Source organism: Campylobacter concisus ATCC 51562 (assembly GCF_000466745.1).
GTDB classification, from domain to species: domain Bacteria; phylum Campylobacterota; class Campylobacteria; order Campylobacterales; family Campylobacteraceae; genus Campylobacter_A; species Campylobacter_A concisus_B.
The window spans coordinates 168,222-183,521 of sequence record NZ_ANNI01000003.1; the positions used below are offsets into that span (position 1 = coordinate 168,222).

16 protein-coding genes are annotated in these 15,300 nt (G+C 36.2%); 3 read left to right on the top strand and 13 right to left on the bottom strand.

Going from position 1 to position 15,300, the window contains the following annotated elements; translation table 11 throughout:
- Positions 1 to 94: 94 nt before the first annotated feature.
- The 5 genes from ATCC51562_RS02200 to ATCC51562_RS02220 all read right to left on the bottom strand — a co-directional run bounded on the left by ATCC51562_RS02200 (position 95) and on the right by ATCC51562_RS02220 (position 4,212).
- The gene (locus tag ATCC51562_RS02200; RefSeq protein WP_021090888.1) at positions 95 to 535 is read right to left on the bottom strand and encodes a hypothetical protein; all 441 of its coding nucleotides are present in this window, start codon (positions 533 to 535) and stop codon (positions 95 to 97) included.
- Between the two features lie 106 nt (positions 536 to 641).
- Positions 642 to 1,442 carry a 3'-5' exonuclease gene (locus tag ATCC51562_RS02205; protein ID WP_021090954.1) on the bottom strand — a complete coding sequence of 267 codons (801 nt, stop codon included), beginning with the start codon at positions 1,440 to 1,442 and terminating at the stop codon, positions 642 to 644.
- On the bottom strand, positions 1,439 to 2,086 hold the full coding sequence (gene rpe / locus ATCC51562_RS02210; protein WP_021090444.1) for a ribulose-phosphate 3-epimerase: 648 nt from the start codon (positions 2,084 to 2,086) through the stop codon (positions 1,439 to 1,441). Before rpe ends, ATCC51562_RS02205 begins: the two co-directional genes overlap by 4 nt.
- A gap of 9 nt (positions 2,087 to 2,095) precedes the next feature.
- Positions 2,096 to 3,418: a hypothetical protein gene (locus ATCC51562_RS02215; protein ID WP_021090945.1), complete on the bottom strand. Its 1,323-nt coding sequence runs from the start codon at positions 3,416 to 3,418 to the stop codon at positions 2,096 to 2,098.
- Positions 3,419 to 3,465: 47 nt separating this feature from the next.
- On the bottom strand, positions 3,466 to 4,212 hold the full coding sequence (locus ATCC51562_RS02220) for a hypothetical protein (RefSeq protein WP_021090464.1): 747 nt from the start codon (positions 4,210 to 4,212) through the stop codon (positions 3,466 to 3,468).
- A gap of 175 nt (positions 4,213 to 4,387) precedes the next feature.
- Here ATCC51562_RS02220 and rpmB point away from each other — a divergent pair, with 175 nt between their 5' ends.
- The 3 genes from rpmB (at position 4,388) to ATCC51562_RS02235 (ending at position 6,049) form a co-directional block, all read left to right on the top strand.
- Positions 4,388 to 4,579 (top strand): 50S ribosomal protein L28, encoded by a 192-nt coding sequence (rpmB, locus tag ATCC51562_RS02225; RefSeq protein WP_021090707.1) that lies wholly within the window; start codon positions 4,388 to 4,390, stop codon positions 4,577 to 4,579.
- A 23-nt stretch (positions 4,580 to 4,602) separates the two neighbouring features.
- Positions 4,603 to 5,733, top strand: a complete 1,131-nt coding sequence (locus ATCC51562_RS02230) for a potassium channel family protein (protein WP_021090478.1) — start codon at positions 4,603 to 4,605, stop codon at positions 5,731 to 5,733.
- Positions 5,734 to 5,848: 115 nt separating this feature from the next.
- Positions 5,849 to 6,049, top strand: coding sequence for a YdcH family protein (locus ATCC51562_RS02235; RefSeq protein WP_021091004.1), 201 nt, complete (start codon positions 5,849 to 5,851; stop codon positions 6,047 to 6,049).
- A gap of 25 nt (positions 6,050 to 6,074) precedes the next feature.
- Here the strand turns inward: ATCC51562_RS02235 and epsC are convergent, their stop codons facing one another.
- The 8 genes from epsC to lptE all read right to left on the bottom strand — a co-directional run bounded on the left by epsC (position 6,075) and on the right by lptE (position 15,300).
- Positions 6,075 to 6,626 carry a serine O-acetyltransferase EpsC gene (gene epsC / locus ATCC51562_RS02240; protein ID WP_021090453.1) on the bottom strand — a complete coding sequence of 184 codons (552 nt, stop codon included), beginning with the start codon at positions 6,624 to 6,626 and terminating at the stop codon, positions 6,075 to 6,077.
- Positions 6,627 to 6,630: 4 nt separating this feature from the next.
- Positions 6,631 to 7,536, bottom strand: coding sequence for a cysteine synthase A (cysK, locus tag ATCC51562_RS02245; RefSeq protein WP_021090878.1), 906 nt, complete (start codon positions 7,534 to 7,536; stop codon positions 6,631 to 6,633).
- Between the two features lie 118 nt (positions 7,537 to 7,654).
- On the bottom strand, positions 7,655 to 8,323 hold the full coding sequence (locus tag ATCC51562_RS02250) for an endonuclease III domain-containing protein (protein ID WP_021091070.1): 669 nt from the start codon (positions 8,321 to 8,323) through the stop codon (positions 7,655 to 7,657).
- On the bottom strand, positions 8,320 to 9,084 hold the full coding sequence (locus ATCC51562_RS02255) for an ATP-binding protein (protein WP_021090480.1): 765 nt from the start codon (positions 9,082 to 9,084) through the stop codon (positions 8,320 to 8,322). Before ATCC51562_RS02255 ends, ATCC51562_RS02250 begins: the two co-directional genes overlap by 4 nt.
- Positions 9,081 to 12,026, bottom strand: coding sequence for a transcription-repair coupling factor (gene mfd, locus ATCC51562_RS02260; protein ID WP_021090907.1), 2,946 nt, complete (start codon positions 12,024 to 12,026; stop codon positions 9,081 to 9,083). The genes ATCC51562_RS02255 and mfd overlap by 4 nt, the downstream gene beginning before the upstream one ends.
- Positions 12,007 to 13,209, bottom strand: a complete 1,203-nt coding sequence (locus tag ATCC51562_RS02265; RefSeq protein WP_021090701.1) for a Mur ligase family protein — start codon at positions 13,207 to 13,209, stop codon at positions 12,007 to 12,009. Before ATCC51562_RS02265 ends, mfd begins: the two co-directional genes overlap by 20 nt.
- Positions 13,206 to 14,780, bottom strand: coding sequence for a GGDEF domain-containing protein (locus ATCC51562_RS02270; RefSeq protein ID WP_021090996.1), 1,575 nt, complete (start codon positions 14,778 to 14,780; stop codon positions 13,206 to 13,208). The genes ATCC51562_RS02265 and ATCC51562_RS02270 overlap by 4 nt, the downstream gene beginning before the upstream one ends.
- Positions 14,761 to 15,300, bottom strand: coding sequence for an LPS assembly lipoprotein LptE (lptE, locus tag ATCC51562_RS02275; RefSeq protein WP_021090545.1), 540 nt, complete (start codon positions 15,298 to 15,300; stop codon positions 14,761 to 14,763). The genes ATCC51562_RS02270 and lptE overlap by 20 nt, the downstream gene beginning before the upstream one ends.

Below are 15,300 nucleotides of genomic sequence, written 5' to 3' on the forward strand. Positions count from 1 at the left end.
TTTTTTATTAATTTTAAGAATTTTTACGAATAAATTTTCTTTCACGTTTTGCCTTTTCTGGACAATTTTAGACAACTGCTTAAAAATAAATTTATTAGTGCAAAACGCCAAATTCCACATATCCCTCCATCGCAATAAACAATATCCAGCCCTCCTTGGGACTACAAAAATAGTGATGCTCTGGGATATTTTCAACTATAAATTTTAAAAAATCGCAAAAATACTCAGATGTAAATTTAACCTCTATGCTTGTTATATTGTCGCCGATGTAGCTTATCTCGCCACTTAAAATTTTACTTTTGATGCTTGGATTTGAGCTGAGAAATTTTTCAATGTCGGTAAAATTTTTATATTCAGCCGTTTTGTAACCTTTTAAATTTTGTAAAACTGGCTTTGAGCCAATGAAGGTCAAATTTTGTTCTATAAACTCCGCTCCATCATTACTCACGCACCACTTATTACTAAAATTTGATAAAAAAGTAAGCATCTCATCGCCAGCTGAGATAAAATTTGAAACTAAATTTTTCTGGCTCATTTGTCTCCTTTTTTGTAAAATTTAGCAAACTGCCCACAATCTTTTAAAAACAAAGATCGCATAAAAATTAATGATTAAATTTAGGATTGTGGATAATTTTTTATTGCTAATTCGCACATAAAACTGGTTCAGGTTTTAGCTTCACGCTTGGAGCTGTTTTGCTAAAGCTTATGAGATCCTCTGTCGTTTGGATACTAAAGGGTAGGCGCGTGAGACAAACTTTAAAAATTTCAGCTGCAGCTATTGCGTCATTTAACGCTCTGTGGTGGGTATTGTTTATGCCAAGAAGCTCTTTTAGCGAGCCAAGTCCGTATTTTTGCGAAGCGATAGTGCGGCGGCTAAGATCGATGGTGCAAAGCTTCCTATTTAGCAGCATACCAAGGCCGATCTCATTTAAGCTGTGAGAGATAAAGCCGTAGTCAAAATTTACATTATGAGCGATAAAGACGCTAGTTCCTAGAAATATTTTGAACCGCTCAAGCACGTTTAGCAAATTTGGCGCGCCAACTAAATCGCTCGCCTTTATGCCGGTTAGCTCGGTGATATTTTCAGGCACCACAGGAGCTGCTACAAAGCTTTCAAAGCGCCCTATCTCAATGCCATTTTTCATTTTTATCGCACCGATTTCAATGATCTGACCACTCGTCGTACCGCCAGTCGTTTCGATATCAACCACGCAAAATTCCTGCTCGCTAATATCTCTAAATCTCGTGCCAAGCTCGATCTCATTCTCTTCATTTCTAGTGATGTCAAGCCCAAGAGTTCGCCACATATCAAGATCGCGCACGTCAATGAGTGATGAAATTTCATCAATATCGCCAAATCTTAAAATAAACTCATGATAGCTTAAATTTTGCCTAGCTAAAATTTCTATGCTATTTTCTAAACGCTGTTTTTTTGGTTTCAAAACTCAAGCTTTATGGCGCGAATGGCTTGTTCGTAAGAATTTGACGAGAAGATGTAGTTGCCAGCCACCAAAATGTCAGCTCCAGCCTCTTCAAGTTCAGGCGCATTTAGTCCGTTTACGCCGCCATCTACTTCAATCAGACACTTAGCGTTTTTTCGTTCTATCAGCTCTCTTAGCGCCCTTGTTTTTTCAAGCACGACTGGCATAAATTTCTGACCACCAAAGCCAGGATTTACACTCATCAAAAGCACCATATCCACTTCATCTATGATATGCTCGATCGCACTAACTGGCGTGTGTGGATTTAGCACGATGCCAGGACTTACACCATTTTTTCTGATGTGATCGATGAGCCTTAATGGGTGCTTCTCTTCTTCGATGTGAAAGGTTAGAAATTTTGGCTTTAACGGCAAGAAAAGATCAGCAAAAAATGAGTTATTCTCAACCATCAAATGTATATCAAGTGGCTTTGTAGCTGCTTTTACAACGGCATTTACCACGACTGGTCCGATGGTTAAATTTGGCACAAAATGTCCATCCATAACATCAACATGCACCAGATCGCACCCAGCCTCGCAAATGGCTCTTATCTCAGCTGCCAAATTTCCAAAATCAGCCGATAAAATACTAGGTGCAACGTACATTTCTTCTCCTTACTTGGTTACAAATACAAAGCCTATTTCGTCATCTTTTACATCTAATCTATTCATGATGCCTACACTATTGTGATCAAAAAAAACATCATCGGATAAAATTTTAGGCAAGCTGACTTTTATTTTTATGCCTTTTTGCCAAAGATGAGTCAAAAATTTATCTGTAATGATACTAAAAATTTGAGAATATCCACTTAAATAATCATTTGAATCATCGCCTTCAGGCATAAAAATAGAGCAAATTTTGTCTAATTTATCTTTTTTTACTCCAAATAGCACTCTTGCGTAAATATCACCATAATACTGAACACAAATACGCAAGTAATCGCACTCATTCTCCATATCAAGCGCACTAACTTTGGTATCAACGCACAAAATTTCTTCTTCTGCTAACTGTGAGATAATTTTGCTCGCAATTTGCGTCACATAAGATGAAATTTGAGCAACGCTCTTGTTGATATCTACTGGCTCTGCATCAAACTCTCTTTTTTTAAGATAAAAAATAGTGTCGTCTTTGTAAAAGTCATTTAAATTTTTATAGATAAATATATTTGCATCTTTAAGATACGTTACTAATTCAATAGATAAATTTGATTCGTTTATGCCACAAAGCGAAATAAATGCACCTGATCTTTTGCTAATGCTAGCAAGTTTGATTAGAAATTTTGCACCTCTTATATTTAAAGCACCAGAAATATTTACCCATAAAAGAAAAAATTTATATCCGATTTTTAGCATAATATCATGAGCTGACATATCAAAATCTTCAATAAAATCTGAGTCCATAAAACTTTTTATGGCATAAATAACGACACCATCTTTTATAAAAGTATCTATCTGATTTTGTCTTAATCTTACATGATTTAGCTGCGACACTGTATAACTATATAAATTCTTTTTTTTATTAAACTCGATCGCATCTCTAGCCTCAACCACATCAAATGAGCGATTTTTGAGATAATTAGCTAAATAGTGCTTGTACTGCTCAGTTGAGTTATAAATGAAAACTTTGTCATTTGCATTGTTTAGAAATTTATTTAAAAACAAGCTTGCAATATTTTCACTTTCAAACATTGAAATATTTAAAATATTCTTAACTGTTCTCATCATCAATTCATAAAAAATTTCATTGTAATCGCAAATCGCAAATACCACGCCAAGCTTTTGCGCTTCTTCGCTTAAATTTTCAATTACTCTACCAAGCCAAATAGGGCTAAAAAATGTAACATTTTTTAGTGAAAGCAGTATAGCACTGATATCACGCGATGAAATTTGGTTTATATATTTTTCACTTAATTTTAATGTAACATTCTCTGCTTCCAAAAAACCAAAAGGCCTTATAATTACCATAGAACCATTAAAAGTTAATTTCATTTTTGTAGAGCTTTTTTAATAAATATAATGGTTTGCATCTCTGGATAAACATTGATATCTAAAATTTTATCAACTCCAAAATCATAAAATTCAGGCCTGCTGGACTCATAAGAGAGCAAAATCTCAAAAAAGCAAAGCATCTCTTTATCAATCTTGCTTAATGATTGTTTATTCATATTCATTGCTTTTAAAAAAATATCCCAAAGACTAAAGCCATATTTTTTTTGCAAAATTTCATTATAGCTTACATCAGAATACAAAATAACATCTGACATGCAAGATGGAAATTTCGAAAATAAATTCTCACACACTATAATACAGGCTATAGAATACGGAGCAAGTGATAAATAGTTGTAGCGTTTTTCTTTAAAAGAATTTAATACCTTTAGCCAATCTGATAAAATTTTAGCATTAAGCTCGATCAAATCGACGATTTTAAAATTAAATACCTTATAAATTTTTGGGGATTTTAAAAATATAAAATAAGAAAGCACTATTGCTCTAAAAGTATCAATGCCAAGCATATTTGCTATTACTACCAAATCGTTGCCATCATAAGGAATATCAAATTTTGCACGTTTAAAAATGGAGCTAAAATAAGTTTTAAAAGATGCTATATTTTGCAAAGTAGTAACTGCCTCAGTTACATTACCAGCTAACAAAAAGTGCTCGATCTTTTCAAAAAGAGTTGGCATCTGTAAAACAAAATCAACATTTTTTTCGATCAACTCTTTACTAAGCATTTTGCATCACTCAAGATTTCTAAATATTTTTGCTATTTATAATTTTATAGACAAAGGTGTTATTTTATCTAGATTATTAATAAAAATCAATTCTTTTAAAAAAGAATCTATTTAAGCATTACTTTTGTTTGTTTTAGATAAAATCAGCAGAAATTTTTGTTTATAAGGAAAAAAAATGTCAAAAAGATGTGCGATAACAGGCAAAGGACCGATGATAGGCAACAATGTGAGCCACGCTAACAATAAAACTAAAAGAAGATTCTTGCCAAATCTTAGAACGATTCGTGTTACACTAGAAGATGGTACTACAAGAAAGATAAAAGTTGCTGCTTCTACTCTAAGAACGATGAAAAAACAATCAAACTAAGAATATAAAATGAAGAGGAATTTATGTCTTTTCTCTCAAGACTTTTAAAATTCCTCAACTGGTCAAACTCTACAAAACCAGAAATAAGCCTAGATACTGAGCTTTATGAACAATTAAAACCTTTTAGATTTCCACTAATTTCAGTCGTATTACTGTTACTTTTTGGAACATTAGGTTATGTCTTAATAGATAATTTCTCGCTAATAGATGCCTTTTACCAAGCTGGCATGACTTTTACAACAGTTGGTTTTACCGAAGTTGCTCCAATAACTCCAAAGGGCAGAATTTTTACTATCACTTTTATACTTATTGGTTTTATTATATTTACACTATCGATTGGTATTGTGGTTGAGGTTTTAAAAAGAGGTACATTAATTAGCATTTTAAAGGAACGACGCATGCTTTATAGGATCGCAAGACTAAAGAATCACTTCGTTATTTGTTATCACAATCTATACACAATCGAACTTAGTGCTCAATTTCGCGAAAATCATATACCTTTTGTAGTGGTCGATGATAGAGAAGATATCGCAGAGCTAGCTCAAATTTATAAATATCCATATTTCATAAAGGCTCAGCCACATACACAAATTGCCTTTTTAAAAACACATCTATCAAGCGCAAAAGGACTTATAACTCTTAGCTCAAATATTGCTGATAATATCGCCCTTATAGCATCTGTAAGACTTTATGAAAAAGAGATAGGTCGCAGAAAGCCTTATCATATCATCACAAATGCAGAGACAGAAGACGATACGCAAAGATTAAAAAAATTAGGTGCTGACAATGTAGTAAGCCCATCTCGCTTAGTCGCGCAGCGGTTAAGTGCCATGAGCGTAAGGCCAGACATGGAAAATTTATTAGAGCAGTTTTTGTATACAAAAAATTCACCTATCGATATAGAAGAAATTCTTGTTCCTGATTACTCTTGGATAAGATTTAAAAGACTAAAAGAGACTCATCTACGAAATATCACTAATGCGGACATAGTAGGCATTAGAGATATAAATAATAATTTTGTGCCAATGCCAAATGGTGACACATTAGTGGGGACAGGATCAAAGCTTTTAGTTATCGGTACCGTTGATGGAATACGTCTAACCAAGCGTGTTGTAAAAAGCAAACACAAACCTGAAGAATTTAAATACGTATAAAATAAATTTTTCTACTCACTCTTTTTAAAAATTTAAGCAATAGCTTGGTACCTTTTTTATATCCAAGCATTTACAAAGTCTTGATAAAATTTCTCAAAATTTTATAGGAGACGATATGTTACATGAATATACAGACCTTATAAATGAGCTAAAGAAAACCGATGCTCGTTTTGCTGCTCTTTGCAAAAAACATGATGAGCTAAATAAAAAAATAGACGACAATCTAGCAAAACCATCTGAAATTGATAATTTAAAAAAAGAGAAGTTAAAACTAAAAGACGAAATTTATGCTCAAATTTTAAAGCATAAAAAGTAAGAATAAATTTATCTAATCTTTAAGGTTAGATAATAAACTCTGGTTCAAATTTTGTCCCATTTACTCGAACTATTCTTGCTGGTATACCAACGACTGTCGCGTTTGCTGGGACATTTTTTAGCACGACCGAGTTTGCGCCGATCTTGGCATTTTCACCGATCGTTATGGCACCTAGTATCTTTGAGCCAGCTGCGATAGTCACACCATTTTTTACAGTCGGATGTCTTTTGCCACACTCTTTTCCGGTGCCTCCAAGTGTTACTTGATGATACATCATTACATCATCGCCTATCTCAGCTGTCTCACCGATAACCACACCCATACCATGATCTATGAAAAATCTCTTGCCGATCTTTGCTCCAGGATGGATCTCGATGCCCGTTAAAAATCTTGCAATTTGCGAGATGAGCCTAGCTAGAAAAAAATGCCCTTTTTTATATAAAAAATGAGAAATTTTATGAAACAAAACCGCATGAATACCAGGAGTGTTTATAAGTATTGCCAAAAAGCAACACTTATGTACTGATGGGTCTTTTTCACGAACAGTTTGAACTAGCTCCTTCAGACTCTCCCACATATTTTTATGCTCCGTAAAGCTCTGTGCTTAAGTATCTTTCGCCATTATCTGGAGCTATGAAAAGTACTTTTTTGCCAGCACCAAGTCTTTTAGCTACTCTTTTTGCAGCAACGTAAGCAGCACCACCACTTATACCTATCATGAGTCCATCACTTTTAGCGATCGCTCTAGCTGCATTTAGTGCGTCATCGTTGCTTACTTTTTCTACCTCGCTAACTAAGCTCATATTCATAGTATTTGGTAAAAATCCGGCTCCAATGCCTTGAATTTTATGCGGTCCTGGGTTGCCACCACTTAAAACCGGCGATGCTTCAGGCTCAACTGCGATGATCTTAGTGTCATAGCCCTTTTCTTTTAAAATTTTTGCTACGCCACTTATTGTGCCACCTGTACCAACACCAGCTACAAATGCATCAAGCTTACTAAAATCAGCCACAATTTCAGCTGCTGTTGTTAGTTCGTGAGCTTGTGGGTTATACTTGTTTTCAAACTGGCTTAGCATTACGTGATTTGGTTGAGCTGATAGTTCTGTAGCTCTTGCGATCGCTGCTTTCATGCCACCAGACGCAGGAGTAAGCTCAAGCTGTGCACCATAAGCAGCTACGATCTTACGTCTTTCGATACTCATGCTCTCTGGCATGCAAAGTATCACTTTAAAACCAAGTGCAGCACCGCACATCGCTACACCAATGCCAGTATTTCCGCTCGTTGGCTCAACGATAGTATCACCATGTTTTAGCGTACCGTCAGCTAGCATCTTAGTTATCATATTAAATGCAATCCTATCTTTTACAGAGCCACCTGGGTTAAAAAACTCTAGTTTTACGTAAATTTCGGCTTCATCAGCACCTGTTTTTATCTTTACAATAGGTGTATTACCAATCGTTTTAACGATGTTATCGTAAATCATCACTCCTCCTAAACTAAATAAGATAAATTTTGTGTAAATTTAGCACAGAATTTTAAAATAGACTATAAAAAGCCCCGATATTTGGCAAATTTATAAATAGTTGTTACATATTAGTAGTTTAATTTTTAATGCTGCTTAATATTTTTTGACCATTTTGGCTTAAGATTTTACCTTTGAAATTTTCCTTGCAAAACTCCAAAATAAGAGCGTGATAGAGTTTTAAAATTTCAATCTCATCAAATTTCTCGCTATCAAGAATTTTATAAATTTCATCATAATCAAGCGAGCTAAACCACTCAACCGCCTCATCGTAGCTCTCAAAAATATAGTCAAAATATGCCATTATCCTAAGCGCATAAGCATCAACAACCATATATGGCTTACCGCAAGCATAAGCAAGTATTGCATCACAAGTCTCGGCTCCAACACCTTTTACGCTTATGAGCCACTCACGACTTACATTTTCTTTGAAATTTTCAAAGTCGTCAAACTCGTTTCTTATGGCTTGGCAAAGCGTCTTTAGCCGTTTAGCCTTTGTGTTATAAAAGCCACTTGGCTTTATAAGCGTGGCAAGCTCACTGTTTTCAAGAGAACAGATGCCATTTAGGCTATCTTTACCTGCATTTTTTAGATTATTTAGCGCTTTTTCTACGTTTTTCCAGTTGGTATTTTGCACTAAAATAGCACCCAAAACAACCTCAAAAGTGCCCTCACCTGGCCATTTTAGCTCATCAAAATTTTTGTTTTTGTGATTAAACAAGGTTAAAAATAGATCGGTTGAAGTCATTTTAAATTTTCTTTAAAAGTTAGATAAAACTGCTTTGCTGTCCTACCACTTCTGCTAGCTCTGAGTGTTGCGAAATTTTTAGCAAGCGTATGAAGCTCCTCTTTGTCGCCTGCGTAGTCTTTAAAGTAAAAATCAACCATTTTTAGATACTCATCGTAGTTGCCTTGATAAAAGCTGATCCAAAGACCAAAGCGATCGGATAGAGAAATTTTCTCCTGAGCTGCGTCGCTGTAGTGGATTTCGCCGTCAATTAGCTCTGAGTTTTCATTTTCACTTTTAAACTCGCTTATTAAATGTCTACGATTTGATGTAGCGTATAAAAGTACGTTTTTTGGCGGCTTTTGGATAGAGCCGTCCATTATAGGTTTTAGAAATTTATACTCATTGCTGCCATTTTCAAAGCTTAGATCATCACAAAAAATGATAAATTTAAACTCGCTTTTTCTGATCTCATCGATGATATCGCCAAGGTATTTTAGATCCTCGCAACCGATCTCAATGATGCGAAGCCCAGCTTTATAAAATTTAGTAAAAACAGCCCTTACAAGGCTTGACTTGCCACATCCTCTCTCACCCCAAAGAAGCACGTGATTTGCGTCTTTACCTTCTATAAAATTTAGAGTATTTTTTAGCAAAATTTCTTTTTGTTTCTCTAGCCCGTAAAGTGAGTCGATATCTACAAAATCAATATCATCAACTGGTTTTAGCATGCCTTTTGTGTTTCTATATATCGCTGCATACTTCACGCCCCAATCTATCATTTCTTATCCTTTCTTAGATAGACCAAAATTTCAGCCAAAACATCATCATCGTCCTTGCTACGTGACTTTAGCCTGATTTTCTCATCATCATTTTTTGTTATTAGTATATTTTGTTCGCTGTTTGAGATAGTCTTTATGCCAGCTTTTAGGGCTAAAATTTTGATGATGATAAGGTCTAAAAACTGCTTTGTAAATGTATCTATCTTGCCAAATCTATCCTCAAGCTCGCTTTGTATCTCATAGACTTCACTCACTTCTTTGCACTTGCTAAGGCGCCTGTAAATTTCAAGCCTTAGCCTATCTTCTCTTATAAATTCTTGATTTAAAAAGGCGCTCACACTAAGCTTTAGATCGATCTTGTCTAGCTTTGCTGAGTCTTGATTAAGAAGCTTGTTTATCTCATCTTCTAGCATCTTTAGATATAGCGAGTAGCCGATAGCCTCGATGTGGCCGCTTTGCGCCTCGCCGATGATGTTGCCACCACCTCTTATCTCAAGATCGTGATAAGCTAGCACTGAGCCAGCGCCTAAAAATGAGTTGCCTTCAAGTGCTACAAGGCGTTTTAGAGCGTCTTTACTAATAGCATCTTTATCTTCAACTAAAAAGTAGCAGTAGGCCTGCTTGTCGCTTCTACCCACGCGACCGCGCAGCTGATGCAGGTCAGCCATGCCAAATTTATTAGCATTTTCTACGATTATGGTGTTTGCATTTGGCAAGTGGATGCCGCTTTCAACGATGCTGGTGCAAAGTAGCAAGTCGTACTCGCCCCGCTCAAATTTCATCATCTCATCTTCAGCGACTTTTGCATTTATCTTTGAGTGAAGGATCAAAATTCTAAGCTTTGGCAAAATTTTTCTTAGCTCATTTGCTGTTTGTTCGATGTCTGCGATGTGATTGTGGATGTAAAAGGTCTGCCCTCCACGTCTTAGCTCACGCATGATCGCCTCTTTGACGACCTTTTCGTCCCACTCTCTAACACTTGTTCTCACATCTAGCCTCGAGCTTGGCGGGGTGGTCAAAATGCTATATGTTTTTATCTTGCTAAGCGCCATATTTAGGCTTCTTGGTATAGGAGTGGCACTCATGCTTAAGATGTGTGAATTTTGAGAAATTTCTTTTAACTGCTCTTTTTGTTTAACGCCAAATTTATGCTCTTCATCAACCACTATAAGCCCTAAATTCTCAGCCTTTACACCAAGAAGTGCATGCGTACCCACGCAAACTATAGGCTCATTTTCTTTTAGCGCCTTTTGCAGGCTTGATTTTTCTTTAGCGCTTGAGAAGCGATCCAGCCTAAAGACCTTTATGCCAAATTTGCTAAATCTTTGGCTTAGTGTCTTGTAGTGCTGCGAGCTAAGAAGTGTCGTTGGCACGAAGAAAAATGCGCTAAAGCCTGATTTTATGCAGGTAAATATAGCATTCATCGCAACTTCAGTCTTGCCAAAGCCAACATCACCGCTAAGCAGCCTATCCATCACCTTGCCGCTTTTTAGCTCATCTTTTATATCATTTACCGCTTTTTGCTGATCACTCGTATATGAAAAGCCAGCGTCTTGAACGAAATTTAGATAAGAGATATCCTCTTTTTGTAAAATTTTGCCTGCGATTAGCTCCCTTTTTGCAGCCATTGCTACGATCTTTGAGGCGATCGCGAAGAGTTTTTCTCTGACCTTTTCTTTTATCTTGGCAAAATTTGCCTTGCCTAAGCGATCAAGCACCGCCATAGAGCCATTTTGTGCGATGTAGCGGTCTATCAAATTTAGATGCTCGACTGGCAAAAGAAGCTTGTCGTCATTTTGGTAGGCGATAACCACAAATTCCTTTGTCGCGCCCAAAACTTTGATCTTTTCAAGCCCTAAAAATCTACCTATACCATAATCTTCATGCACGACATAGTCATTTACTTTTAGCTCATCGACCACGAGACTTGAGCGTTTAACTCGCCTTTTTTTCTCAAATTTATTTAGTGAAACGACTATATTGTCACTCGAAGTTATATTTACTACAAGAGGCGAAATTTCAAGCTTTACATTTGCAAAGCCATCAAGCTCATAGCCCTTAAAAAGTCCTTCATTTCTTGAAAGAACGGTTATATTTTTACTCTTATTTAGCTCAAAAAAGTCAAAATTTAAAGTGACTTCTAAGTCTTTATAGACCTTTGGCTCAGGCAAAATTTCAATGCCCTTAAATTTATCCTTGGGTGCATCATAAATTTCAAAATCGATCTTTTTAACAAGCTTTGAGTCAAATTCTTTCAAGTAGTCGCTAAAGCTATCTATCGCCCAAAATCCAAGTGAATTTAGATCACTCACCAAGGCGTCGCTTTGCATATCCTCGATCTTTTGGCTAACTTTTTCAAACTCATCTTTGCTTAAATTTGCGATAAATGGCACGATCTCAGCTTCGCTTAGCTCATTTTTGTTGCTAATTTGCGTGGCGGTATTATAATTTCTTATGCTTTCCACCTCATCGCCAAAGAGTAAAATTCTAACAGGATCGTCCATATTTACGCCGTAAATGTCAATGACTTCGCCACGAATGCTAAACTCGCCAACGCTCTCAACGATATCGACACACTCGTAACCAAAGCGTATGAGTAGGTCGGCAAATTCGCTTAAATTTAGATTATCTTTTAGCTTGATCGTTGAGCTTTCTAGGTTTTTTTGCGTTGGAAGTGGGTTTAAAAGCGTACTAAATGGGCTTATGATGATCTTTTTGCCATCAAATTTGTAGTATTTGCTAAGAACGGATGAAATTTCAAAAAGCTCTTCGTTAAAGCTTCTTAGATCATCGCCCTTTTTAGCTCTAAAATCAGGTAGTTTAAATGCGCTAAAGCCAGCAAAACTGGCCGCATCAGCGCAGAGTGCCGCCTCTTTGTCATCTTCGCAGATGAGAATTTGTGGGGCGTGTGTTAAAAGATACTCATAAACCTTTGCTTGCATAGTACTCTTTTAAAAAGGCTTCGGCCAAGTGAAACGAACCAAATGCTAGGTAAATTTTGCCGTTTTTTGCATCTTTTATATCGTTCATATCGCTTGACTCAAACTCTCTATGCGAAATTTTAAGCTCGTTTAACGCTTTATTTATGAGCTCTCCGCCAAGCTCCCTACCCTCGCAGTGATAGTGATAAAGCAGCACATCCTCAACGACTGGCTTTAAAGCTGCCAAAACCGCTTTGAAATCTTTATCCAAGAACGAATTATATACCAAGGTAAGCTTCTTGCCAACAAACTCACCTTGGCTAAATTTCTTAGCAACAGCCTTTGCGCCAAGCTCGTTGTGACCGACATCAACGTATAAATTTGAAGCGATCTTTTCGCATCTGCCTCGAAGCGTAAGAGCACCCAGCTTTTTGATATCTATGCTGCTATCTAAAATTTTAGCCGTAGCGTAGGCTAGAGTTAAATTTGATCGTAAAAACTCTGGTAGATTAAATTTATTTGCATAGTTTGCGATCTCGTTTAAATTTTCTTTGGTTAAAATTTCTCTTGGGAAGCTTAAAGTGGAGCCTTTTTCACTTGCGATCTCTTTTGCGATAGCGATACTTGTATCGTTCATTTCGTCATTTAAAATAGCTCTTGCGCCCATAGCCTCAAACTTCGTGCGTGAAATTTCTTCTAGGCTATTTCCAAGAACTGCCGTGTGATCAAGCCCAATAGGCGTAAAAATGCTTAACTCTTTTTCAAAAACATTTGTCGCATCAAGCACACCGCCCATACCAGCCTCGCAGACAAAGTAGTCGCAACCCTCAAAAAGTATAGCTGAAAGCAATGTCATATACTCAAAATAACTTGTTTTTATCTTGTATTCATCGCTTAGAAGTCCTTGCAGGCGCTCGTGAGCTGCTTCTAAAATTTCATCACTAGCGACTTCGCCATTTAACCAAAATCGCTCATTAAACTTAAATATATGAGGGCTCGTGTAGTGCCCTACTTTTGCGCCATTTTGGCTTAAAATTTGCGCTAAAAAGCGGCCAGTGCTGCCTTTGCCATTTGTGCCTATTATGTGAATAATCTTAAATGGCTTTATATGTTCTTTTATAGTCGCATACGCTCTAATAATCCTGCCGTAGTCAATCTCTTTATAGTAAAGTGGTTTGCCATCAAGAAATTTAGCTAGGCTCATTTTTCCTCGATTATCTTTGGCATTACTTGATTTCTACCATTTTCTTTTGAGAGATAAAGCATCTTGTCAGCAGCCTCAAGTGTCATCGTCTCGCTTAAATTTGCACTTCTTGTCGCTATACCAGAGCTTATAGTAACCTTAATACGCTCATTTTTATAGATAAATTTGAAATTTTCTATCATACTTCTTAGCTTATCTCCAAATTTAACACTATCTTTTAAGCCAGTACTTGGAAGCAAGATTACAAATTCTTCGCCACCATATCTACCAACGAAATCAACCTTTCTAGCGTTTTTCTTAAGTACTTGAGCCACTGCTGAAAGAATAACATCTCCAGCCTCATGCCCATAAGTATCATTTATGCTTTTGAAATGATCAATATCAACAAAGCAGATAGAATAGTCAGTCCCATAGCGTTTATATGCCTCTTCGATGCGTTGAATCTCGTTCATCAAAGCACGCTTAGTAGATACCTTTGTCAAAAAGTCTTCTTTGCTCTCCAGCTTAGCTTCCTCAAGCTCTTTTTCAAGGCTATTCACTCTATTTTGAAGCTCTAAGATAGTAGCTTGTCTATTGTGCATCTCGATACCAAGCTCTTTGCTCTCGATCTCCAAAGCACCAGCGATCTCAATAAGCATGCTTCTTACTTGATCAATGCTATTTGTATTTAAATTTACATTTTTTAGATCATTTTTAATGCTTTTTACTTTATCAGAACTACTTTGTGAACTAACTGCAATATCAGAAATTCTCTCACTTATATTTTGTAAGACATTATTTAGCGAACCAACTTTTTCTATGATCTCCGTTCTATCTTCTTCTATTCTTCGATCAACAAATGCCTTTACCTTTTCTTGAAATTCTTTGCTATTTAAGGTTTTAGGATTTTGCTTCAAAGTACTTCTTATCGTGCTAAGCTCTTCATCAAGATCCTTTGTAATAGAAGGCTCAAGAGTAAGGCTTAAAAGCTGAATCAAAACATCCTCTTCGCCATCTTCATCTTTTTGTGCAAGAAATTTCTCAAGTTCAGAACTCATTGTCTTTAAATCATCAAAATTTCTAACACCATAATATTTCAAAAATTCTAAAAATTCAGTGTCATACGAGCTAACAAAGTCAAACCATCTAAGGCACATCTCTTCAAGATTTTTCTCATCATATCTTCTAGCAAGTAACTGCATACTTTGCTCTGCTAAGCTTTTTGCATCTTTATTGTGAAGCATCGAAATAGCTTGGAGAATTCTTCTAGCAAATGCGTTTAGTGACTGTAACTTTTTATCATCAGCCACAAGACCTGCTCCTTGTTGAGTACCTCTAGAGAGCCTAGCAGTCATAAAAGCAACAAACTCATCGACCGTCTTTATATGAAGGCTCAAGGCTTGATTTTTATATTCATCACCAAGCCTTGAGATATATTTTTCTATCTTTTTACTCTCTTCTGTTGTAAAGCCATATTTTTTAGAAATTTCATTATAGACTTCAGTGTAATTCTCTGGCGTTAGCATCAAATGGCGATCTTTGATCTCATTTAAGGCTTCCTTGACTATTTGACTAACGGTTACTGCTGCCATTTCTATATCCTTTTACCGCTAAACTTGCGATATACTCATCAAAGGCCTCTTTTGATGCCTCTTTGATAGCTTCGTATTTTTGAGTATCACTAAGAATGCTGTCAGCAAATCTTACATCTTTTTGACGTCTTGCGACACTAAAGTCATACTCGCCAGTGGCTGGAATGTCAACCACGCTACCATCTTTAAATTTAGTCTTATAATTTAAGCTTAAATGTGCTTTATATGACGTAATGTAGCCAAATTCATCATAAATGATCGCTTCGTAATTTAAATCTTTTACCAAAATAATTATCGAAGTATCAGCACTCTCTTTACTTGATAGATTTTTATTTAGCCTTGCGACCATACCTTCTTTTACAGCATCCTTTATCCAAACACTATTTTTTGGCTCTTCTTTACTGATGATCACATCAACGTAAATTTTATCACCTACTAGATCATGTGTGATCTTTGAAACCGGCTTATAACCACACCCGCAGATAAATATCGCAATAAAAAACGCTAAAAAATATCTCAA

Bases quoted from the DNA above. Each gene is read 5' to 3' on its own strand.
- ATCC51562_RS02200 (WP_021090888.1), bottom strand. From the start codon at position 535: ATGAGCCAGAAAAATTTAGTTTCAAATTTTATCTCAGCTGGCGATGAG.
- rpe (WP_021090444.1), bottom strand. From the start codon at position 2,086: ATGTACGTTGCACCTAGTATTTTATCGGCTGATTTTGGAAATTTGGCA.
- ATCC51562_RS02220 (WP_021090464.1), bottom strand. From the start codon at position 4,212: ATGCTTAGTAAAGAGTTGATCGAAAAAAATGTTGATTTTGTTTTACAG.
- rpmB (WP_021090707.1), top strand. From the start codon at position 4,388: ATGTCAAAAAGATGTGCGATAACAGGCAAAGGACCGATGATAGGCAAC.
- ATCC51562_RS02230 (WP_021090478.1), top strand. From the start codon at position 4,603: ATGTCTTTTCTCTCAAGACTTTTAAAATTCCTCAACTGGTCAAACTCT.
- ATCC51562_RS02235 (WP_021091004.1), top strand. From the start codon at position 5,849: ATGTTACATGAATATACAGACCTTATAAATGAGCTAAAGAAAACCGAT.
- epsC (WP_021090453.1), bottom strand. From the start codon at position 6,626: ATGTGGGAGAGTCTGAAGGAGCTAGTTCAAACTGTTCGTGAAAAAGAC.
- cysK (WP_021090878.1), bottom strand. From the start codon at position 7,536: ATGATTTACGATAACATCGTTAAAACGATTGGTAATACACCTATTGTA.
- ATCC51562_RS02250 (WP_021091070.1), bottom strand. From the start codon at position 8,323: ATGACTTCAACCGATCTATTTTTAACCTTGTTTAATCACAAAAACAAA.
- ATCC51562_RS02255 (WP_021090480.1), bottom strand. From the start codon at position 9,084: ATGATAGATTGGGGCGTGAAGTATGCAGCGATATATAGAAACACAAAA.
- mfd (WP_021090907.1), bottom strand. From the start codon at position 12,026: ATGCAAGCAAAGGTTTATGAGTATCTTTTAACACACGCCCCACAAATT.
- ATCC51562_RS02265 (WP_021090701.1), bottom strand. From the start codon at position 13,209: ATGAGCCTAGCTAAATTTCTTGATGGCAAACCACTTTACTATAAAGAG.
- ATCC51562_RS02270 (WP_021090996.1), bottom strand. From the start codon at position 14,780: ATGGCAGCAGTAACCGTTAGTCAAATAGTCAAGGAAGCCTTAAATGAG.